14 protein-coding genes and 1 other annotated feature are annotated in these 17,731 nt (G+C 45.5%); of the genes, 9 read left to right on the top strand and 5 right to left on the bottom strand.

The features are described from left to right. Nucleotides 1–106 precede the first annotated feature (106 nt). Nucleotides 107–787, bottom strand: coding sequence for a TIGR00153 family protein (locus RH86_RS07370; protein WP_005599225.1), 681 nt, complete (start codon nt 785–787; stop codon nt 107–109). A gap of 206 nt (nt 788–993) precedes the next feature. On the opposite strand from RH86_RS07370, the gene RH86_RS07375 reads away from it, so the two are divergent. Continuing rightward, on the top strand, nt 994–2,511 hold the full coding sequence (locus RH86_RS07375; RefSeq protein WP_009385767.1) for an inorganic triphosphatase: 1,518 nt from the start codon (nt 994–996) through the stop codon (nt 2,509–2,511). 32 nt (nt 2,512–2,543) lie between these two features. Here RH86_RS07375 and RH86_RS07380 read toward each other — a convergent pair whose 3' ends face one another. Beyond that, a complete protein-coding gene (locus RH86_RS07380) occupies nt 2,544–3,344 on the bottom strand; it encodes a potassium channel family protein (protein WP_009385768.1) in 801 nt (266 codons plus the stop codon). Nucleotides 3,345–3,447: 103 nt separating this feature from the next. On the opposite strand from RH86_RS07380, the gene RH86_RS07385 reads away from it, so the two are divergent. The 3 genes from RH86_RS07385 (at nt 3,448) to hldE (ending at nt 9,267) form a co-directional block, all read left to right on the top strand. Then, complete coding sequence (locus RH86_RS07385) at nt 3,448–4,704, top strand: methyl-accepting chemotaxis protein (protein ID WP_009385769.1); 1,257 nt, start codon at nt 3,448–3,450, stop codon at nt 4,702–4,704. Between the two features lie 139 nt (nt 4,705–4,843). Continuing rightward, the gene (gene glnE / locus RH86_RS07390; RefSeq protein WP_009385770.1) at nt 4,844–7,684 is read left to right on the top strand and encodes a bifunctional [glutamate--ammonia ligase]-adenylyl-L-tyrosine phosphorylase/[glutamate--ammonia-ligase] adenylyltransferase; all 2,841 of its coding nucleotides are present in this window, start codon (nt 4,844–4,846) and stop codon (nt 7,682–7,684) included. A gap of 152 nt (nt 7,685–7,836) precedes the next feature. Then, entirely contained in the window at nt 7,837–9,267 is a 1,431-nt protein-coding gene (gene hldE, locus RH86_RS07395; RefSeq protein ID WP_005599231.1) for a bifunctional D-glycero-beta-D-manno-heptose-7-phosphate kinase/D-glycero-beta-D-manno-heptose 1-phosphate adenylyltransferase HldE, read from the top strand. A gap of 170 nt (nt 9,268–9,437) precedes the next feature. Here the strand turns inward: hldE and arcA are convergent, their stop codons facing one another. Beyond that, nucleotides 9,438–10,154, bottom strand: coding sequence for a two-component system response regulator ArcA (gene arcA / locus RH86_RS07400; protein WP_005599232.1), 717 nt, complete (start codon nt 10,152–10,154; stop codon nt 9,438–9,440). A 316-nt stretch (nt 10,155–10,470) separates the two neighbouring features. On the opposite strand from arcA, the gene RH86_RS07405 reads away from it, so the two are divergent. Beyond that, nucleotides 10,471–10,869 (top strand): DUF3293 domain-containing protein, encoded by a 399-nt coding sequence (locus RH86_RS07405; protein WP_038219415.1) that lies wholly within the window; start codon nt 10,471–10,473, stop codon nt 10,867–10,869. A gap of 30 nt (nt 10,870–10,899) precedes the next feature. After that, entirely contained in the window at nt 10,900–11,385 is a 486-nt protein-coding gene (locus RH86_RS07410; RefSeq protein ID WP_009385772.1) for a putative 4-hydroxy-4-methyl-2-oxoglutarate aldolase, read from the top strand. A 17-nt stretch (nt 11,386–11,402) separates the two neighbouring features. On the opposite strand, the gene RH86_RS07415 is transcribed toward RH86_RS07410, so the two are convergent. Then, nucleotides 11,403–11,855, bottom strand: coding sequence for a hypothetical protein (locus RH86_RS07415; protein ID WP_009385773.1), 453 nt, complete (start codon nt 11,853–11,855; stop codon nt 11,403–11,405). A gap of 272 nt (nt 11,856–12,127) precedes the next feature. Next, nucleotides 12,128–12,247 (top strand) — a sequence feature (Thr leader region). A gap of 30 nt (nt 12,248–12,277) precedes the next feature. Between RH86_RS07415 and thrA the strand changes: the two genes are divergently transcribed. From thrA to thrC, 3 genes are read left to right on the top strand one after another with little or no spacing between them, the layout of a single operon-like run. Then, a complete protein-coding gene (gene thrA / locus RH86_RS07420; protein WP_009385774.1) occupies nt 12,278–14,737 on the top strand; it encodes a bifunctional aspartate kinase/homoserine dehydrogenase I in 2,460 nt (819 codons plus the stop codon). A gap of 14 nt (nt 14,738–14,751) precedes the next feature. Further along, nucleotides 14,752–15,708: a homoserine kinase gene (gene thrB / locus RH86_RS07425; protein WP_009385775.1), complete on the top strand. Its 957-nt coding sequence runs from the start codon at nt 14,752–14,754 to the stop codon at nt 15,706–15,708. Next, nucleotides 15,705–16,988, top strand: coding sequence for a threonine synthase (gene thrC, locus RH86_RS07430; protein WP_005598012.1), 1,284 nt, complete (start codon nt 15,705–15,707; stop codon nt 16,986–16,988). The genes thrB and thrC overlap by 4 nt, the downstream gene beginning before the upstream one ends. Before the next feature lie 103 nt (nt 16,989–17,091). On the opposite strand, the gene RH86_RS07435 is transcribed toward thrC, so the two are convergent. Continuing rightward, nucleotides 17,092–17,712 carry a TRIC cation channel family protein gene (locus tag RH86_RS07435; RefSeq protein WP_038219416.1) on the bottom strand — a complete coding sequence of 207 codons (621 nt, stop codon included), beginning with the start codon at nt 17,710–17,712 and terminating at the stop codon, nt 17,092–17,094. Nucleotides 17,713–17,731: the final 19 nt, after the last annotated feature.

Below are 17,731 nucleotides of genomic sequence, written 5' to 3' on the forward strand. Positions count from 1 at the left end.
AGCGGAGCAAATTTTTGACACGAGAAAGCCCCATCGGCGCCGATATATTCATTGCCTAACTGGGGTGTGCTAAAAAATACTCTTCGTTATTGAGTTTAACTTAACGTTATGAGCGTGACAGCATTACTTCTAATCGAGCACCAACACGTTGTGCTTGATCGGCAATACCACCTACCCATTCTAAAATTTTGTAAAGGAACATCACATCGATTGGATTCAAATCTTGTTCGATCAACATTAGCTGTTGGCGAAGTTGGATTTGCATCGCATCAGTGTCATCTTCAATCATGTCCAACTGATTAATCATCTCTGCAACCAGAGTGACTTCACGGCCTTTGAATCCTGTCTCCAACAATTCATCCAGCTCATTGATCACTTTTTGCGCTTGTTGTGCCGCGTCTAAACAACGTTTCACGTAAGCGATAAAGTTCTCTTGAAGAGGAGCAGGGATAGACAGTTGGCGGCCATAAACACGACCTGCGATGTCTTTTGCAAGGTTTGCAAGTTTGTCTTGCTGCGTTAGTAGCTCCAGCATGTCGCTACGATCCACAGGCATAAACAAACCACGAGGAAGTTTCAGACGAATTTCGCGCTTTAGCACATCCGCTTCTTTCTCAAGGTGAGAAATTTGAGCACGAATTTCAGATGCTTTTTCCCAGTCTCCTTGCGCACAAACTTCGAAGAAGTTTACAAGGTGAGAACAGCATTCATTTACGCACACTACGTGGCGCTGCAAAGGCTTAATAGGGGACTTTGCAAATAACCCCATAATTGTATTTACTGGCATGGTCATTCAACCTAATTAATATAACCTATAAATAACATACACCCTTTTGAAGATGAAATGTTGAACGATGGCTATAAAGGCGCGCATGGTAACGCATTAAATCTGTCATTAAAACTGTTTTAGATCATCATTCGAGCGATATTTCGCTCTTGCCGAGTGAGAAATTAGGCAATATCCTGTCTCTATCTGCTTTGAAAGGTATAACTATGGAAACCGAGATAGAACTGAAGTTTTTTGTTTCTCCAGAATTTTCAGAAACTTTACGTAATAAGATTTCCGAAACAAAGGTTCTTCAGCACAGCTGTCGAGAGCTAGGTAACACCTACTTTGACACACCTGATAACTGGTTGAGACAGCATGATATTGGTCTCCGCATTCGTCGCTTCGATGAAGTCTATGTTCAAACAGTCAAGACGGCAGGACGCGTCGTCGCTGGCTTGCATCAACGACCTGAATATAATGCCGAACATAACTGTAACGATCCAGTGCTTGCCCTGCATCCGAGTGATATTTGGCCAAATGGCAAAAGTATCGACACACTGCAAAGTGAATTATCTCCGTTATTTTCGACCAACTTCACGCGTGAACAGTGGTTGGTTTGTATGGCGGATGGCAGTCAAGTTGAAGTCGCTTTTGACCAAGGTGTGGTTATCTCTGGTGATCTAACCGATACCATCTGTGAAGTGGAGTTGGAGCTTAAATCAGGCCAGACTGACGCTTTATTTACGCTGGCTCGCACTTTCAGTGATGCAGGCGGGATGCGTTTGGGCAATTTAAGCAAAGCCGCACGCGGCTATCGCTTAGCGTTGGGCTATCAAGGTGATCAAGTCAAGCCGATGGCGCTAGTGGATACGGATAAAAATGACTCACTAGAATCTTGCCTGATTAACTCTCTTGAGCACGCATTGTCTCATTGGCATTACCACGAACAGATCTACTCTGAGCGTGAGTCGATTGATGCACTGCATGAGATCAAAAATGCCATCAGTTTTATTCGTCAAACCTTTACCATTTTCGGTGATGTGGTACCGCGTAAAGCGAGCGCTTTGATTCGCCAAGAGCTGAAGTGGCTTGAGCAGGATCTGGCATGGATAAAGCAGTTCGACTATTTAGATGATCTGTTAGAAGACAAAGGTCATGCGTTACGTAAACTTGATGCTCGCAAGTTCTTGATTAAAGAGCTGTCTGACTTGCAACAAGATCTTCCTTCTCGTGAAGAGATGCTTGAGCAATTTAATTCGGCGCGTTACACCGCTTTGTTGCTGGATCTTAGTCGTTGGATTTTAACCCGCGGCTGGCAGCCATTCTTGGATGACAAGTCACGCAGTGCGATTTCGCAAAACATCTTACCTTTCTCGGTCGTGCAGTTAGAACGTACGTGGCATGAGTTAATGGCCGCGTTCCCACCAGAAAAAGAGTTGGTGTCACAAGATTACATCGATCAGCAGTATCATTTAATGCGTAACTTATACACTGGTGTTGGTTTTGCCAGTTTATATGATGCCGATGAACGAAACCGCTTCCGTCTACCTTGGGCTGATCTGCTACAAGGTATTGATGACTTACTAACCTTGAAACCATTAAAGCAGTTGGTGGATAAGTTAGAAGGTGATGAGCGTGAGCAGCTTGAACGCTGGTTGCTTCGTCAAGAAAGTTCAATCTTACATGCGATGGAGCAAACTCGTGCCATCAGTATTGAAGCTGAGCCTTACTGGCAAGAATAATTTTTGTTGACTTACTGAAATGAAAAGGAGAGCTATTGCTCTCCTTTTTTGTGGTCGTTATCTTGATGTAGCTTATCGATATCGCGGGTCATTCTGCGTTCGAGTTTTTCTAATCGGGTCAAAATCGTTTGTTGTTGTTCTAATAGTGCGATCATTTGCTGCTCTTTTTGTTCCGCTTTTAGCGCTTGCATTCGTGTTGGCGAGGTGATCATCGAAGTGATTAAGCCGGAAATCATACCAAACAACCCCACGCCACAAAGGATCACACCGGAGGCGAGGATTTTACCTGCATCAGTGACTGGATAGTGATCACCGTAGCCGACGGTAGAAATTGTCACTAGAGCCCACCACAGTGCATCGCCGCCCGTTTTGATATTGGCATCCGGCGAATGGCCTTCAAGAAACAACATCATGCTAGAACCTAACGTCAATAAGATCACCAGCAATAGCAATATCGATGCAATGGTGGTTTCTTTGCGATTGCTTAAAAGTTGCTTAACCACGCTACGACTGGAGCGAATAACCAACACCACGCGCAGAATATGAAAGAGGCGAGCAAAACGTAATGGTTCGATCATAGGCAGACTCGCAAGGAAATCGATCCAATGGCGTTTCAAAAATTGCACCCGATCTGTGGCGCGGATCAAATCAATCGATAGTTGCAGTATAAAAATACTGCAGATGATGAAATCCAGGCCGATAAGAACCTGACGTGTTTCATCACTGATCGGCATAAACAATAAGCCAGAGATCACAAATAACGCCATAAAAGAAAGAATTAGTGATAACAAGCTCATCGGCTTCGTGTCGTCTTTGGTATCATTTGTATTCATACGAGGCTCAAAATAAATTGTTGGTGCTAGTAAAAAAGTACCAAAAAGGTGGGCGGCAGTAATTTTATTCTATTTAGAATATATGACTTAGCGGAGAACTAATATGACGACAATGGCATTTAAGCCGTGGGAACGAGTGATTACGGATATTCGACTGGTTCCTAAAATGGCGTTGCTGATGGTGTTCAGTACCTTACTGATCGTCGGCAAGCAGCTATGGGACGCTAATACGTTCTACGACTCACTTTTGATGGTCACTGACAGCGCTGAAGTTGCTCGTGAACATTATGAAGCCTACCTAGTACAAGTAGTATGGCAAACCATGCTGTTAATTGGAGTCTTTGTCGTTATTTTGTTGTTTGCCGCAAGAGTGATGCTACGTCAAACCCACTATCTCAATGAAGCGATTAAAAAGATGGCCAGTGGCGATCTCTCTTCTCCAATCCTACTGCAATGCAAAGATGAATATGGTGATGTGGCGCGTGAGCTGGAAAAGACCCGCTCTCAGTTGCAAGAGTTAATCAAGGTGCAGCTAAGTTCTTCGCAAGAGTTAGCGGGGCTAACGGAAGTGATGACTTTGAGCATGTCGGAAACCAAAGAATCAGCTCAAGAAGAGTTTGAAGAAATTGACCAATTGGCAACCGCAATGAGCGAAATGACCTCAACGGTGCAAACTGTTGCAGATCATGCGCAAAGCGCTTCTTCATTAACGGAAAGTGCCTCTACTCAAGCGGCGACAGGTCAACGTTTTGTGCAAGATACCGTGAGTAAGATCAGTGAGCTGTCACAAGATATTTCAGCGTCGGCTCAAGCGGTAAATGAAGTGGAAGAGAGCGTTGATGCGATTGGTAGTGTTGTGGGTACTATCCAAGGTATTTCGGAGCAAACTAACTTGCTAGCATTGAACGCGGCGATTGAAGCGGCACGTGCTGGTGAAGCGGGCCGTGGCTTTGCTGTTGTCGCTGATGAAGTACGTAATCTTGCTCAACGCACCCAACAAGCGACCATCGAAATCCAAGAAATGATCTCGCAACTGCAATCAAGCGCAAGTTCAGCTGTTGATTTGATGGAAAAAAGCGTTGTGGAAGCAGCGGAAGGCGTTGAACTGGTCACTAACGCTGGTACTGAGCTGGATGGTATCGTTCTGCAAGTGAATCAAATCAATGATATGAACTTCCAAATTGCTACCGCCGCTGGCCAGCAAAGCAGCGTGGCGGAAGAGATGAACCAAAACCTGACCAATGTTCGAGAACTCGTTGAAGCCTCGGTGACGGTGGTGGGAGAGTTGCTCGAAACCTCAGAAATCATGCAGCAAAATGCCGAAGAGTTAGATAAGAAGATCAGCGCATTTAGAGTGTAATCTCACAGACTGAGTGAATAGACGCCTGCTAACAATTAGCAGGCGTTTTTTATTGCGTAAAGTTTGCTATAACTAGCGTTTCAAAGCCGCAATCAAGCTCAGATAAGATATCTCAGCCAGTAAATTACAAGGAAGCCCCATGCCATTGCCTGAAACCCTCTTGGCCACCTCTCAATCAGCACTCGCTCAATTGGAAGAGTATCAACTGGAACAGCATTGGCCTGCTGACATATATCAGCAATTACAATACGTCGCAGGGCTAAGTCCATTTGTGATTGAAACGCTAGCTAGGGATGAAACTTTGCGTCAAATCCTGCCAAGTATGCTGAGCGATCCACAACGCTGTGAAGATTATCGTCAACATCTGGCATCCTTGCTAGAGGATTGTCACGATGAAGTGGCAGGGCTACGCATACTACGCCAGTTCCGTAATCGTGAGATGAGCTACATCGCTTGGCGCGACTTTAATGCCACTTGGCCGTTAGAACAAAGCTTAAAGCATCTCTCCTATTTGGCTGAAGCGATGATATTTGAGACTTATCAGTGGCAATACAAAGCGTGTTGCGAGCAATGGGGCACGCCATGTAATGAGCAAGGTGAAGCGCAACCGATGCTGATCATTGGTATGGGCAAACTGGGTGGCGGTGAACTGAATTTCTCATCTGATATCGACTTGATTTTTACCTACCCTGAAAACGGTGAGACACAAGGCACTCGCCGAAGTATTTCTAACGCTCAGTTCTTCACCCGTTTAGGTCAACGGATCATCAAAGCACTCGATCAACAAACCTTTGATGGCTTCTGTTATCGCGTTGACATGCGCTTGCGCCCATTTGGTGACAGCGGGCCTTTAGTGATGAGCTATGCTGCATTGGAAGATTATTACCAAGAACAAGGACGGGATTGGGAGCGTTACGCGATGATTAAAGCGCGCGTAATGGGCAGCGAAATGTATCCGCAATATCAAGAACTGCGGAAAATGCTGCGTCCTTTTGTCTTCCGTCGCTATATCGATTTTAGTGCGATTCAATCACTGCGCCGCATGAAATCAATGATTAGCAGTGAAGTACGCCGCCGTGGGCTGACTAACAACATCAAGCTCGGTGCGGGGGGGATACGTGAGATTGAGTTTATTGCTCAAGTGTTCCAATTGATCCGCGGTGGACGTGAGCCAAGTTTACGTCAACGAGGTTTATTGGTGACGTTAGAGGCGATTGATGAGTTAGAACTGCTCAATAAGCAAGAGATCACCCATCTAACTGAGGCATATAAGTTCCTACGTCGTTTAGAAAACCTGCTGCAAGCGATGGCCGATAAGCAAACGCAAACACTGCCAGAAAGTGAGCAGGAACAATTGCCCTTGGCGACGGCAATGGGCTATCTAAGTTGGTCGGCATTATTGGATGATATTCGTCTACACATGACCAATGTCCATCAAGTGTTTACTCATCTGATTGGCGATGATGATGAAGATCAAATGGAAGTGGCGCAACACTTTCAAGAGTTGTGGGATATGGCGCATAAAGCCGATGTACTTGAGCAGATCCTTAGCCATGACTTGCAACTAGAAGAAAGCGCAGAATTAACCCAAACCATTATTCAGTTTAAGAGCGATCTGGCGAAGAAAACCTTGGGCCCGCGTGGACGTGAAGTGCTAAACCGCTTAATGCCGAAAATATTCCAAGCCATCTTTGCCCATCAAGATGCCAAATTTGGTTTATCGCGAGTGCTGCATTTGCTGCATAAAATCGTCACGCGTACGACTTACCTAGAACTGCTCGATGAGCATGAAGCGGCATTAACGCAACTCGTACGTTTATGTACCGCCAGTCCGATGATTTCGGAGCAATTAGGCCGTTATCCTATTTTGTTGGATGAGCTGATTGATCCTCAGCAGTTGTACAACCCTGTTCCGCTCGACTCTTACCGTACCGAACTGCGAGACTATTTGGCGCGTATTCCTGAAGATGACATGGAGCAGCAGATAGAAGCGCTGCGCCAGTTTAAGCAAATTTGTATTTTACGCATTGCGGCGGCGGATATTGCTGGTGTATTACCGGTGATGAAAGTGAGCGACCACTTAACCTACCTGTCAGAAGCGATTGTGGAGTCGGTGGTCAATCAAGCTTGGCTGCAAATGTGTGAGAAGTATGGCCAGCCTAATCATTTAAAAGACCGTGAAGGTAAAGGTTTTGCGGTGGTTGGTTACGGCAAGGTCGGTGGTTGGGAGCTTGGTTATAATTCTGATCTCGATATTGTTTTTATGCACGATTGTCCGGTCAGTGCTTACACCGATGGTAAAAAAGAGATAGATGGGCGCCAATTTTATCTGCGCCTTGCTCAACGTATTATCCATATTTTTTCGATCCGCACCGCTTCAGGCATTCTCTACGAAGTGGACACTCGCTTACGTCCTTCTGGAGTATCAGGTCTATTGGTGAGTCCAACGGATGCGTTTGAAGAGTATCAAAGGAATGAAGCGTGGACATGGGAGCACCAAGCCTTGGTACGTGCGCGTATGATTTATGGTGATGAGCCGTTGCAACAGGCATTTGGTCAAATCCGTCATGCGATTTTGACCCTGCCGCGTGATAGTGATGATTTGAAGAAGCAAGTGGTCGATATGCGGATCAAAATGCGGGATCATTTAGGCGGTAAAAAAGCTGGTCGCTTTATGCTCAAGCAAGATCCAGGCGGCATCACCGATATTGAGTTTCTCGCTCAATACTTAGTTCTCAACTACAGTCATCAAAAGCCTAAGTTGACACGTTGGTCTGATAATGTGCGTATTTTCGAGTCTTTGATCGCACAAGGTATTATGGATGAATCACAAGCGCTTGCAGTGACCAATGCTTACACCATGATGCGCGATCAGATCCATCACCGCAATCTACTTAACCTTGATACGGACTTGGCAGAGGATAAGTTTGTCCAAGAACGCGCTTTAGTGATAGAGGTGTGGCAGCAGTGGTTAGAATAGTAATGACGAGCCAAGTGACCTCGAGATGCTTGCTGGAGAGAACCGACCCGGACGCTAAAGACAACTTCTTGCCATCACTTGGCTATACAAAGGTTTAGGCGGTCAAAACCCTATGATAAACTTTGGCCAGATATACATATTGGAGATTCACAATGAAACCAATCCTACCTGACTACAGTCAAGCAGGCGTTCTTATTGTTGGTGACGTAATGTTAGACCGCTATTGGCATGGCCCGACAGGCCGTATTTCGCCGGAAGCGCCTGTACCTGTAGTGAAAGTAGAAAACAACGAAGAGCGACCAGGCGGTGCAGCTAACGTTGCTATGAACATCGCATCACTGGGTGGTCATGCTCATATCGTTGGGTTAACAGGGATCGATGAACCAGCGAATGTACTCAGTGAGACACTCTCTGCACTGAAAGTAAAATGTGACTTTGTTTCACTGCCAGATTTTCCGACCATTACTAAGCTTCGTGTGCTGAGTCGTGGTCAACAACTGATTCGCTTAGACTTTGAAGAGAAGTTTGAGAATGTCGATGCCGCGCTGATCCTTGAGCGTATGGAACAAGCCTTGCCTAACGTAAAATCAGTGGTGTTATCGGATTACGATAAAGGTGCGTTAGAGCATGTGCAGCAGTTTATTCAAAAAGCACGCGCTGCAGGTGTACCGGTATTTATCGACCCGAAAGGTGCCGATTTTGAACGCTACCGTGGTGCGACACTATTGACGCCAAACATGGCGGAGTTTGAACTGGTTGTTGGCAAAGTAAAATCAGACCAAGAATTGGTTGAGAAAGGCCTCGCGCTGATTGAGCAGTTTGATTTTGAAGCACTGTTGGTGACACGTAGTGAACATGGCATGACATTACTACGTCGTGGCGAAGAGCCGTTCCATCTGCCTACGCAAGCGAAAGAAGTGTTTGATGTCACCGGTGCGGGCGATACAGTCATTTCTGTTTTGGCAGCTTCTGTAGCCGCGGGTAAACCACTTGATCAGTCTTGTGCGCTAGCGAATGCAGCGGCAGGGGTCGTGGTTGGCAAATTGGGTACATCAACCCTATCTACGATTGAACTAGCGGAAGCGATTCATGGTAGCCATGATACCGATTTCGGCGTTATTTCTGAGCAAGGCTTGATTGAAGCTGTGAAGAAGGCGCAATCTCGTGGTGAGAAAGTGGTGATGACCAATGGTTGTTTCGATATTTTGCATGCAGGCCATGTCTCTTACCTTAATCACGCAGCCAAATTAGGCCAACGTCTGATCGTTGCGGTAAATACCGATGAGTCAGTGAAACGCTTAAAAGGACCAGGTCGTCCAGTCAATCCAACCGATCGCCGTATGGCGGTGCTAGCAGGCCTTGGTGCGGTTGATTGGGTCGTTCCTTTTTCAGAAGATACCCCACAGCGCTTAATTGCGGCTGTGTTACCGGATCTTTTGGTTAAAGGTGGCGATTACAAACCGGAAGAGATTGCCGGTGGTGCTGAAGTGATCGCTAATGGCGGTGCAGTGAAAGTTCTCAACTTTGAAGATGGCTGCTCAACCAGCGAAATCATCAATGCGATTAAGGGTGGTAAAGGCTAAGCGGCCTGAATCATACTGTCGACCAAGACGCTCATCATTGATGGGCGTTTTTTTATTCTCGATTTCTCTTTTCTCGATTCTCTTCTCTCTCTTCTCCTTTTTTCTTTCTGGAATATAAAAGCCAAAAAAAAGGAGCCATAGGCTCCTTTTTCGCATCTTGAGAAGAGTGATTAGTCTTCTAGTTCGCCACAAAAACGGTAACCTTCACCGTGGATTGTTGCGATGATTTCTGGCGTACCAGATACTGATTCGAAGTGTTTACGAATACGACGGATCGTTACGTCAACAGTACGATCGTGTGGCTTAAGCTCACGACCAGTCATCTTCTTCAGTAGATCTGCACGAGTTTGGATCTTGCCTGGGTTCTCACAGAAGTGTAGAAGTGCACGGAACTCTGAACGAGGTAGCTTGTAGCTTTCAGCACTTGGGCTAACCAGTGAACGACTGTTGATGTCTAGTACCCAACCGTTGAATTGGTATTTCTCTACGCTACGTTTCTCTTCTTGAACAGCACTAGAGTTCATAGAACGGTTTAGTAGGTTACGAGCACGGATAGTCAGTTCACGCGGATTGAAAGGCTTAGTGATGTAGTCATCAGCGCCGATTTCAAGGCCCAAGATCTTATCTACTTCGTTGTCACGACCAGTTAGGAACATTAGAGCTACATTTGCTTGCTCACGCAGTTCACGTGCAAGCAGTAGACCATTCTTACCTGGCAGGTTGATGTCCATGATCACCAAGTTGATCTGACTTTCTGTCAGAACGTGGTGCATCTCTTCACCGTCACTGGCCTCAAAAACAGCGTATCCCTCTGCTTCAAAAATACTCTTTAGAGTGTTACGAGTTACTTGCTCATCTTCTACAATCAGAATCTGCGGGGTTTGCATTGGCGGTACCTAAACTTGTGAAAAAAATGGTTTAATAGAATAAATTCTAGGCAAAAACATTACGTACAGGTAATTTGATTTTGAGATAAAACAAAGATTGTTCTCAAACTCATCTCTGAATGCCTGCCATCCTTGGTGTTACTTTCTTTCAAAAGAGGTTCCTTGCCCTGATTTATTGCTATTAGGCGTTGAAACGGATTTTATATAGTTAACAGCATGCTAACAACGTCCAAATGTTAATTCCATTCACTTTGTTGATTTATATCAATAGATCGAATGTAACAAATATTAATAGTATCCGGCAAATGTAAAAATAATGATTGGTGCAATAATGGATGCTCACTTGTGGAAAATTTACTGTGATCCTTACTTCAAATTTGACAAAATAATTGAGCTTAATGACTTTGTTGTCATTACTGCGAGTAACCCGAAAAGTGTTAAGCTTTCTGATGGTGAAAATAGCATAAGAAATAAGCACTTGAGTGATGATTTACAACATTTTTACCCAATGAAATTATGGGTCGGTAATTACGATTTTTCATGGTTTGAAGAGAGTTTTGCAGCGCAAATTTCGCTTTCAATCGCCGTTGAGTTAGCGCATAAATATCAGCAGAACGCGATTTATTTTGTGCAAGATGGCCAGTTATTTTTGTTGTCTTGCCGATCAGATAAGACCCAGATCGATCTAGGAGAGTGGTGCCATCGACTGAGATAAGGATTTCAAATTAGCTTCATGGAGGAAAGCATGAGAGACATAACCCCTGACATTTGTGACAAGTTTGAAAGTCACGTAACTTACGTAAATTTACCACTAAGTCACTTTGGACGCCGTACTGCCTTTTGGGGTGAAATAGTCACGGTTCGCTGTTATCACGACAATTCCAAGGTACGTGAAGTGTTAAGCCGGAACGGTCGAGGAAAAGTGTTGGTTGTCGACGGTAATGGTTCATGTCAAAAAGCTTTACTCGGTGATCAATTGGCCATTCTCGCGATTGAAAACGATTGGGAAGGGATCATTGTTTATGGCGCGGTACGTGATGTCGCGATGATGGCGGAAATGGAGCTGGGCATTATGGCGTTAGGGACGTGCCCATTTAAAACTGAAAAACGAAATGTTGGTGAAATCGGTGTCACCTTATCATTGCAAAAGCAAATGATTCAGCCCGGTGATTATGTTTACGCCGATTGGAACGGTATTTTGACATCTGAGCAACTGCTAAACTGGCATTGATGTGACGTTCTATTAAGTTAGAAGCGGAAGCCAATACCTACTTCAACCCCTTTTTGCCACTCTTGATAGTCGAGAGTGGCATGAAAATCTAAATGCTCACTCAATTGCACTCGGCTCGACACCTCGGCGCCGATACCACTTTCTAGGCCTTTAGGTGCATCATTATCGGTGTAAGAGTGCAGAGTACTCTTTACCGACAAGCGTGGTGATACTTGATAACTCAGGCCGCTTAAAAAGCCCCCTTCGTTTTGCTTGGTCAAGCGAGTCCCAACATACAGATCGACTTTGTCGAATAAACTATAGGCGTAGCCGCTATCTATCGTCCATGAATCAAAGTTGTGTTGACTGCTTTCACTGGAAAGGAACATTCGGTGTGGTGAGTTATTAGCTTGAAAAGGGGCAGCAAACAGATCAGAGGCGCTCGCCGTGCCAGTGAGCAAGGCAAGAGTAAGACTGATTATTTTAATCATTCATCACCCCAATCCATTTGGTTAAATTGATAAATATTCCACTGCAAGATCAATTAAAGCATAAAACTTATGGACTAGCGGTAAAATTTAACCGTTAGCTAGCGATTTTGATACGTGCGTACGGTTTTTAGTCAACTTTGGCTCGATAAAATGACTTAGGTGAGCGAAACGTAAGCAAAAAATCGAAAGTTTTCGTTGACTCTCTGTTAGAAAACAAGGTAAATGTAAGGTAAGTAAATACAAGAATCCAACAAGACGATATGTTTGATAACAGCCTAACAGTAATGACCACAACCATTATTATGACCAGCACAATACGCGTTGGGGCAGGCTGCTGAGCGAAAAATTTTCAAAAAAAAGGCCTGTATCCACAAGATACAGGCCTTTTTTTATACCAATTTAAAGGATATTTGGAGGAAGGGATGCGAGTTTTAAAGTTTGGAGGGTCGTCACTAGCTGACGCGGACCGTTTTTTAAGAGCGGCAGATATTGTTGCCAACAATGCGCAACAAGAAGAAGTTGCCGTTGTGCTCTCAGCACCAGGGAAAACAACCAATAAATTGGTTGCAGTTATTGAAGCGGCATTAAAAAGTGGTGACGCTGAAAGTCAGATTGCTGAATTGGAAGATGCTTTCCGCGGTTTGTTTGAAGACATTAAACAAGTACTGCCAAACATTGATGGCAGTGGCTACAACCAGCAGGTGAAGTCATCACTCAGCCAATTACGTCAGTTTGTAAACGGTATCGGCCTACTGGGTATGTGCCCAGATAACGTCAATGCCCGTATTATCAGCAAAGGTGAGCGTGTCTCTATTCAACTGATGAAAGCAGTACTGGAAGCGAAAGGCCAACCTGCTCATCTGATCGACCCAGTTGAATACTTATTTGCACGCGGTGAACACCTAGAAGCGATGGTTGATGTTGATATTTCAACGCAAAACTTCCGTCAAAAACCGCTACCGCAAGGTCATGTGAATATCATGCCTGGCTTTACTGCGGGAAATGAAAAAGGTGAGTTGGTGACTTTGGGCCGTAATGGTTCAGATTATTCCGCGGCAGTATTAGCGGCCTGTCTACGTGCTGACTGTTGTGAAATTTGGACTGACGTTGATGGGGTATATAACTGCGACCCGCGCCTTGTTGCTGATGCACGTTTATTAAAATCACTGAGCTACCAAGAGGCAATGGAGCTTTCTTACTTTGGTGCTTCGGTTCTACACCCTAAAACTATTGCTCCGATTGCCCAGTTCCATATCCCGTGCTTAATTAAAAACAGTTTCAACCCACAAGGTGCTGGCACCTTGATTGGTCAAGATACTGGTGAGGATAAATTAGCCATTAAAGGCATCACGACGTTAAGTGACCTGACCATGGTTAACGTTTCAGGCCCTGGTATGAAAGGCATGGTCGGGATGGCCAGTCGCGTGTTTGGCGCTATGTCATCATCGGGTGTGTCGATTGTATTGATCACGCAATCTTCATCAGAGTACAGCATCAGTTTTTGTATCGAAGCTCAAGATAAAGCCATTGCCCAGCAAGCGCTTTGCGATGCCTTTGAGTTAGAACTTAAAGACGGTTTACTTGAACCAGTGGAATACATAGATAATGTTGCGATCGTAACATTAGTCGGCGATGGCATGCGTACATCTCGTGGCGTCGCCTCTCAGTTCTTCTCATCATTAGCGGAAGTGAACGTTAACATTGTCGCGATTGCCCAAGGTTCATCTGAGCGTGCAATCTCTGCGGTGATCCCTGAAGATAAAATCTCTGAAGCGATCAAAGCGTGTCATGAGAATCTATTTAATTCTAAACACTTCCTTGATGTTTTTGTTGTCGGTGTTGGCGGTGTCGGTGGTGAGCTGGTGGATCAGATCCAACGCCAACAAGCTAAACTGGCTGAGAAAGGCATTGTGCTGCGAGTATGTGGCCTTGCCAATAGTAAAGGTGTGTTACTCGATGGCGAAGGTTTACCGCTCGATCATTGGCGCGACCGCATGAATGGGGTGAGTGAACCATTGAGTTTGGCCAGCCTAAGCTCATTAGTTCAGCGTAACCACATCATTAACCCAGTATTGGTAGATTGTACTTCTAGTGAAGTGATTGCTAATCAATACGCAGACTTTCTTGCTGCTGGCTTCCACGTGGTCACACCAAACAAGAAAGCCAATACAGCCAGCATGTCTTACTACCATCAGTTACGCGATGTTGCGCGCAGCTCTCGTCGTAAATTGATGTATGAAACCACGGTGGGCGCAGGCTTGCCAGTGATTGAAAACTTGCAGAACCTCATCTCTGCTGGTGATGAGTTAGAGCGTTTTACCGGCATCTTGTCTGGCTCACTTTCTTATATCTTTGGCAAACTGGATGAAGGCATGACGCTGAGCCAAGCGACCAATATCGCTAAAGATAATGGTTTTACTGAACCGGATCCGCGTGATGACTTATCGGGTATGGATGTGGCGCGTAAGCTACTGATCCTTGCTCGTGAAGCAGGAATGGCGCTTGAATTAGAAGATGTGATTGTTGACCAAGCGTTACCACCAGGTTTTGATGACTCGGGTAGCGTGGATGAATTTATGGCGCGTCTTCCTGAAGCCGATGCCTATTTCCAACAACAAGTTGCGCAAGCTGCAGCGGAAGGCAAAGTGCTACGTTATGTCGGTGAGATTGCCAATGGTCAATGCCGCGTGAGCATTGCCGCTGTTGATGAAAATGATCCTATGTTTAAGATCAAAGACGGTGAAAATGCACTGGCATTCTTTAGCCGCTACTACAACCCAATCCCATTAGTGCTACGTGGCTACGGCGCAGGTACAGAAGTTACTGCTGCTGGTGTGTTTGCCGATGTAATGCGTACATTAGGCTGGAAATTAGGGGTATAACAATGAGTAGTGGTATGGATGTAGTTGTTTACGCCCCAGCGTCAATTGGTAACGTGAGCGTTGGTTTTGATGTACTTGGGGCGGCGGTGTCACCGATCAGTGGCGAGCTCCTGGGTGATCGAGTCTTGGTACAAAAAGGCAGTGAGATGTTTAGTCTTGCGACCGCGGGTAATTTTGTCTCTAAGTTGCCCACAGATCCTAAGGAAAATATTGTCTATGACTGCTGGCGTGTCTTTGCTCGAGAGCTAGACAAGAAAGCGGTTGAATTGCTGCCAGTCGCGATGACGCTGGAAAAAAATATGCCGATCGGTTCAGGGCTTGGTTCGAGTGCTTGTTCGATTGTCGCTGCACTCGATGCCCTTAATCGCTACCATGGTCAACCATTAGACGAAACTGAGTTATTGGCTTTAATGGGGGAAATGGAAGGGCAGATCTCTGGTGGTATCCATTACGATAACGTCGCTCCTTGTTATTTAGGCGGCTTGCAGTTGATGCTGGAAGAGTTGGGTATTATCAGCCAAGAGGTGCCGTGCTTTGATGAGTGGTATTGGGTGATGGCGTATCCTGGCATCAAGGTGTCTACCGCCGAAGCGCGCTCTATTCTGCCGTCACAATATCGCCGCCAAGATGTGATTGCCCATGGTCGTCACTTGGCTGGATTTATCCATGCGTGTCATTCCAATCAGCCTGAACTTGCTGCAAAAATGATCAAAGACGTGATCGCAGAACCATATCGTGAGAAACTATTGCCCGGTTTTGCTGATGCGCGCAAGTACGCAGCGTCAGCTGGAGCGTTGGCGACAGGTATCTCTGGCAGTGGACCAACGTTATTTAGTATCTGCAAAGAGAAAGATACCGCAGAACGTGTAGCTCGATGGCTCGAACAAAACTACGTACAAAATGAAGAAGGATTCGTTCATGTTTGTCGTTTGGACAAGCAAGGTTCGATCGTTACAGGAAGTAAGCTATGAAGCTGTACAATATAAAAGAAAATGACGAACAAGTTTCCTTTGGCCAAGCCGTGCGCCAAGGGTTAGGTCGTAATCAAGGCCTATTTTTTCCATCTCAACTGCCTCAGTTTGATGATGTTGATGCTCTGCTTGATGAAGATTTCATTACGCGCAGCAGTAAAATTCTCTCAGCGCTTATTGGTGATGAATTACCAAAAGAGCAAGTCAATGCGATGGTTGATGCCGCATTCCAATTCCCTGCACCGATTAAGCAAGTTAAAGATGGCGTGTACGCTTTGGAGTTATTCCACGGCCCAACGTTGGCATTTAAAGACTTTGGCGGTCGCTTTATGGCGCAGTCACTTGCAGCGGTCTCTAATGGCGGTAAGATCACCATTCTCACCGCAACTTCTGGTGATACTGGTGCCGCGGTCGCGCATGCTTTCTATGGTATGCAAGACATTAATGTTGTGATCCTTTATCCAAAAGGCAAGATCAGCCCACTGCAAGAAAAGCTGTTCTGTACTTTGGGTAATAACATCCATACCGTCGCGATTGATGGTGATTTCGATGCGTGTCAGGCGTTGGTAAAACACGCTTTTGATGATGCAGAATTGCGTGAAGAGATCGGTCTAAACTCTGCGAACTCAATTAATATCGCTCGTTTGATGGCGCAGATCTGCTACTACTTTGAAGCGGCTTCTCAGCTCACCAAAGCACAACGTGAAAATTTAGTTATTTCAGTGCCAAGCGGTAACTTTGGTAACTTAACTGCAGGTCTATTGGCAAAAGCGCTTGGTTTACCGATCAAACGCTTTATTGCCGCCACCAATGCGAACGATACGGTACCGCGTTACTTAGAAACCGGTAAGTGGGAACCAAAGCCGACGGTTGCGACCACATCGAATGCGATGGATGTCAGCCAGCCAAATAACTGGCCTCGTATTGAGGAGTTGTGTGGTATTAAGCAATGGGGACTTGATACGCTAGGTAAAGGCGTGGTGTCTGATGAACAAAGCGCAGCTTCAGTCCGTGAACTGAATGAGCTAGGTTACTTGTGTGAACCTCATGGTGCGATTGCTTACCGAGTATTAGACGAGCAACTGGCTGAAGGCGAAACGGGATTGTTCTTGTGTACCGCACACCCAGCGAAGTTTAAAGAAGTGGTCGATGACATCTTAGCGACGGATATAGATCTACCAGCACCACTGGCTAAGCACGCCGCCATGGAGTTGCTATCCGAAGACTTACCTAACGACTTTGAGGCGTTGAAAGTGGTACTGCGTAAAGCAAACCAATAACACCTCACTATAATACAATAGTGCTAGGTAATTGGGTTTATAGCCTGATTTAAAAAGGTCGCCTTGGCGACCTTTTCTGTTTTTGCTCTTGCCCAACTGAGCACTATTTATTTAAGGCAAAGATAGGCAATGATAAATGCCAACGAATTGCGCCTAAGCGGATTACCAACGTTGTCACGACACCCGCTAAAAAGGCGGCGTCGTTGCTAAAATTCATCGCTAAGGTTGCGGTATGGATGACACCGCCGGCAATACAAGCCGTTGCGTAGACTTCGCTTCTTAACACCATCGGCACTTCACGCGCCAATACATCGCGAATAATGCCACCACCACAGCCGGTGATCACACCCATAATAATCGCAATGACAGCCGACTCTTGATACATCATTGCTTTTTCAACACCAATGCCAACAAACACGGCCAAACCTACTGCATCACAAACGGGCAAAATCCACCAAGCGACACGTTTTGGGCGACGAACCACCAACATGGTGAGCAAGCAGGTGAGTAGAATCACCCAGATATAGTTCGTATCGGTAATCCAAAATACGGGGGTTGCGCCGAGCGCCATATCGCGAATCGTACCGCCACCAATTGCGGTTACACTGCCAAGCACCGCGACACCAAAAGGGTCCATTTTTAAACGACCTGCCAGTAAAACGCCGGAAACAGCAAAAATAGCGGTGCCGAAAAGGTCGATGATATAGATCAGCATGGAATCCATGAAAAGAAGATCTCTCTGA

It is taken from the genome of Vibrio sp. N418 (assembly GCF_000222565.1).
Classification (GTDB): Bacteria; Pseudomonadota; Gammaproteobacteria; order Enterobacterales; family Vibrionaceae; genus Vibrio; species Vibrio scophthalmi.

Bases quoted from the DNA above. Each gene is read 5' to 3' on its own strand.
- RH86_RS07370 (WP_005599225.1), bottom strand. From the start codon at position 787: ATGCCAGTAAATACAATTATGGGGTTATTTGCAAAGTCCCCTATTAAG.
- RH86_RS07375 (WP_009385767.1), top strand. From the start codon at position 994: ATGGAAACCGAGATAGAACTGAAGTTTTTTGTTTCTCCAGAATTTTCA.
- RH86_RS07380 (WP_009385768.1), bottom strand. From the start codon at position 3,344: ATGAATACAAATGATACCAAAGACGACACGAAGCCGATGAGCTTGTTA.
- RH86_RS07385 (WP_009385769.1), top strand. From the start codon at position 3,448: ATGACGACAATGGCATTTAAGCCGTGGGAACGAGTGATTACGGATATT.
- glnE (WP_009385770.1), top strand. From the start codon at position 4,844: ATGCCATTGCCTGAAACCCTCTTGGCCACCTCTCAATCAGCACTCGCT.
- hldE (WP_005599231.1), top strand. From the start codon at position 7,837: ATGAAACCAATCCTACCTGACTACAGTCAAGCAGGCGTTCTTATTGTT.
- arcA (WP_005599232.1), bottom strand. From the start codon at position 10,154: ATGCAAACCCCGCAGATTCTGATTGTAGAAGATGAGCAAGTAACTCGT.
- RH86_RS07405 (WP_038219415.1), top strand. From the start codon at position 10,471: ATGATTGGTGCAATAATGGATGCTCACTTGTGGAAAATTTACTGTGAT.
- RH86_RS07410 (WP_009385772.1), top strand. From the start codon at position 10,900: ATGAGAGACATAACCCCTGACATTTGTGACAAGTTTGAAAGTCACGTA.
- RH86_RS07415 (WP_009385773.1), bottom strand. From the start codon at position 11,855: ATGATTAAAATAATCAGTCTTACTCTTGCCTTGCTCACTGGCACGGCG.
- thrA (WP_009385774.1), top strand. From the start codon at position 12,278: ATGCGAGTTTTAAAGTTTGGAGGGTCGTCACTAGCTGACGCGGACCGT.
- thrB (WP_009385775.1), top strand. From the start codon at position 14,752: ATGGATGTAGTTGTTTACGCCCCAGCGTCAATTGGTAACGTGAGCGTT.
- thrC (WP_005598012.1), top strand. From the start codon at position 15,705: ATGAAGCTGTACAATATAAAAGAAAATGACGAACAAGTTTCCTTTGGC.
- RH86_RS07435 (WP_038219416.1), bottom strand. From the start codon at position 17,712: ATGGATTCCATGCTGATCTATATCATCGACCTTTTCGGCACCGCTATT.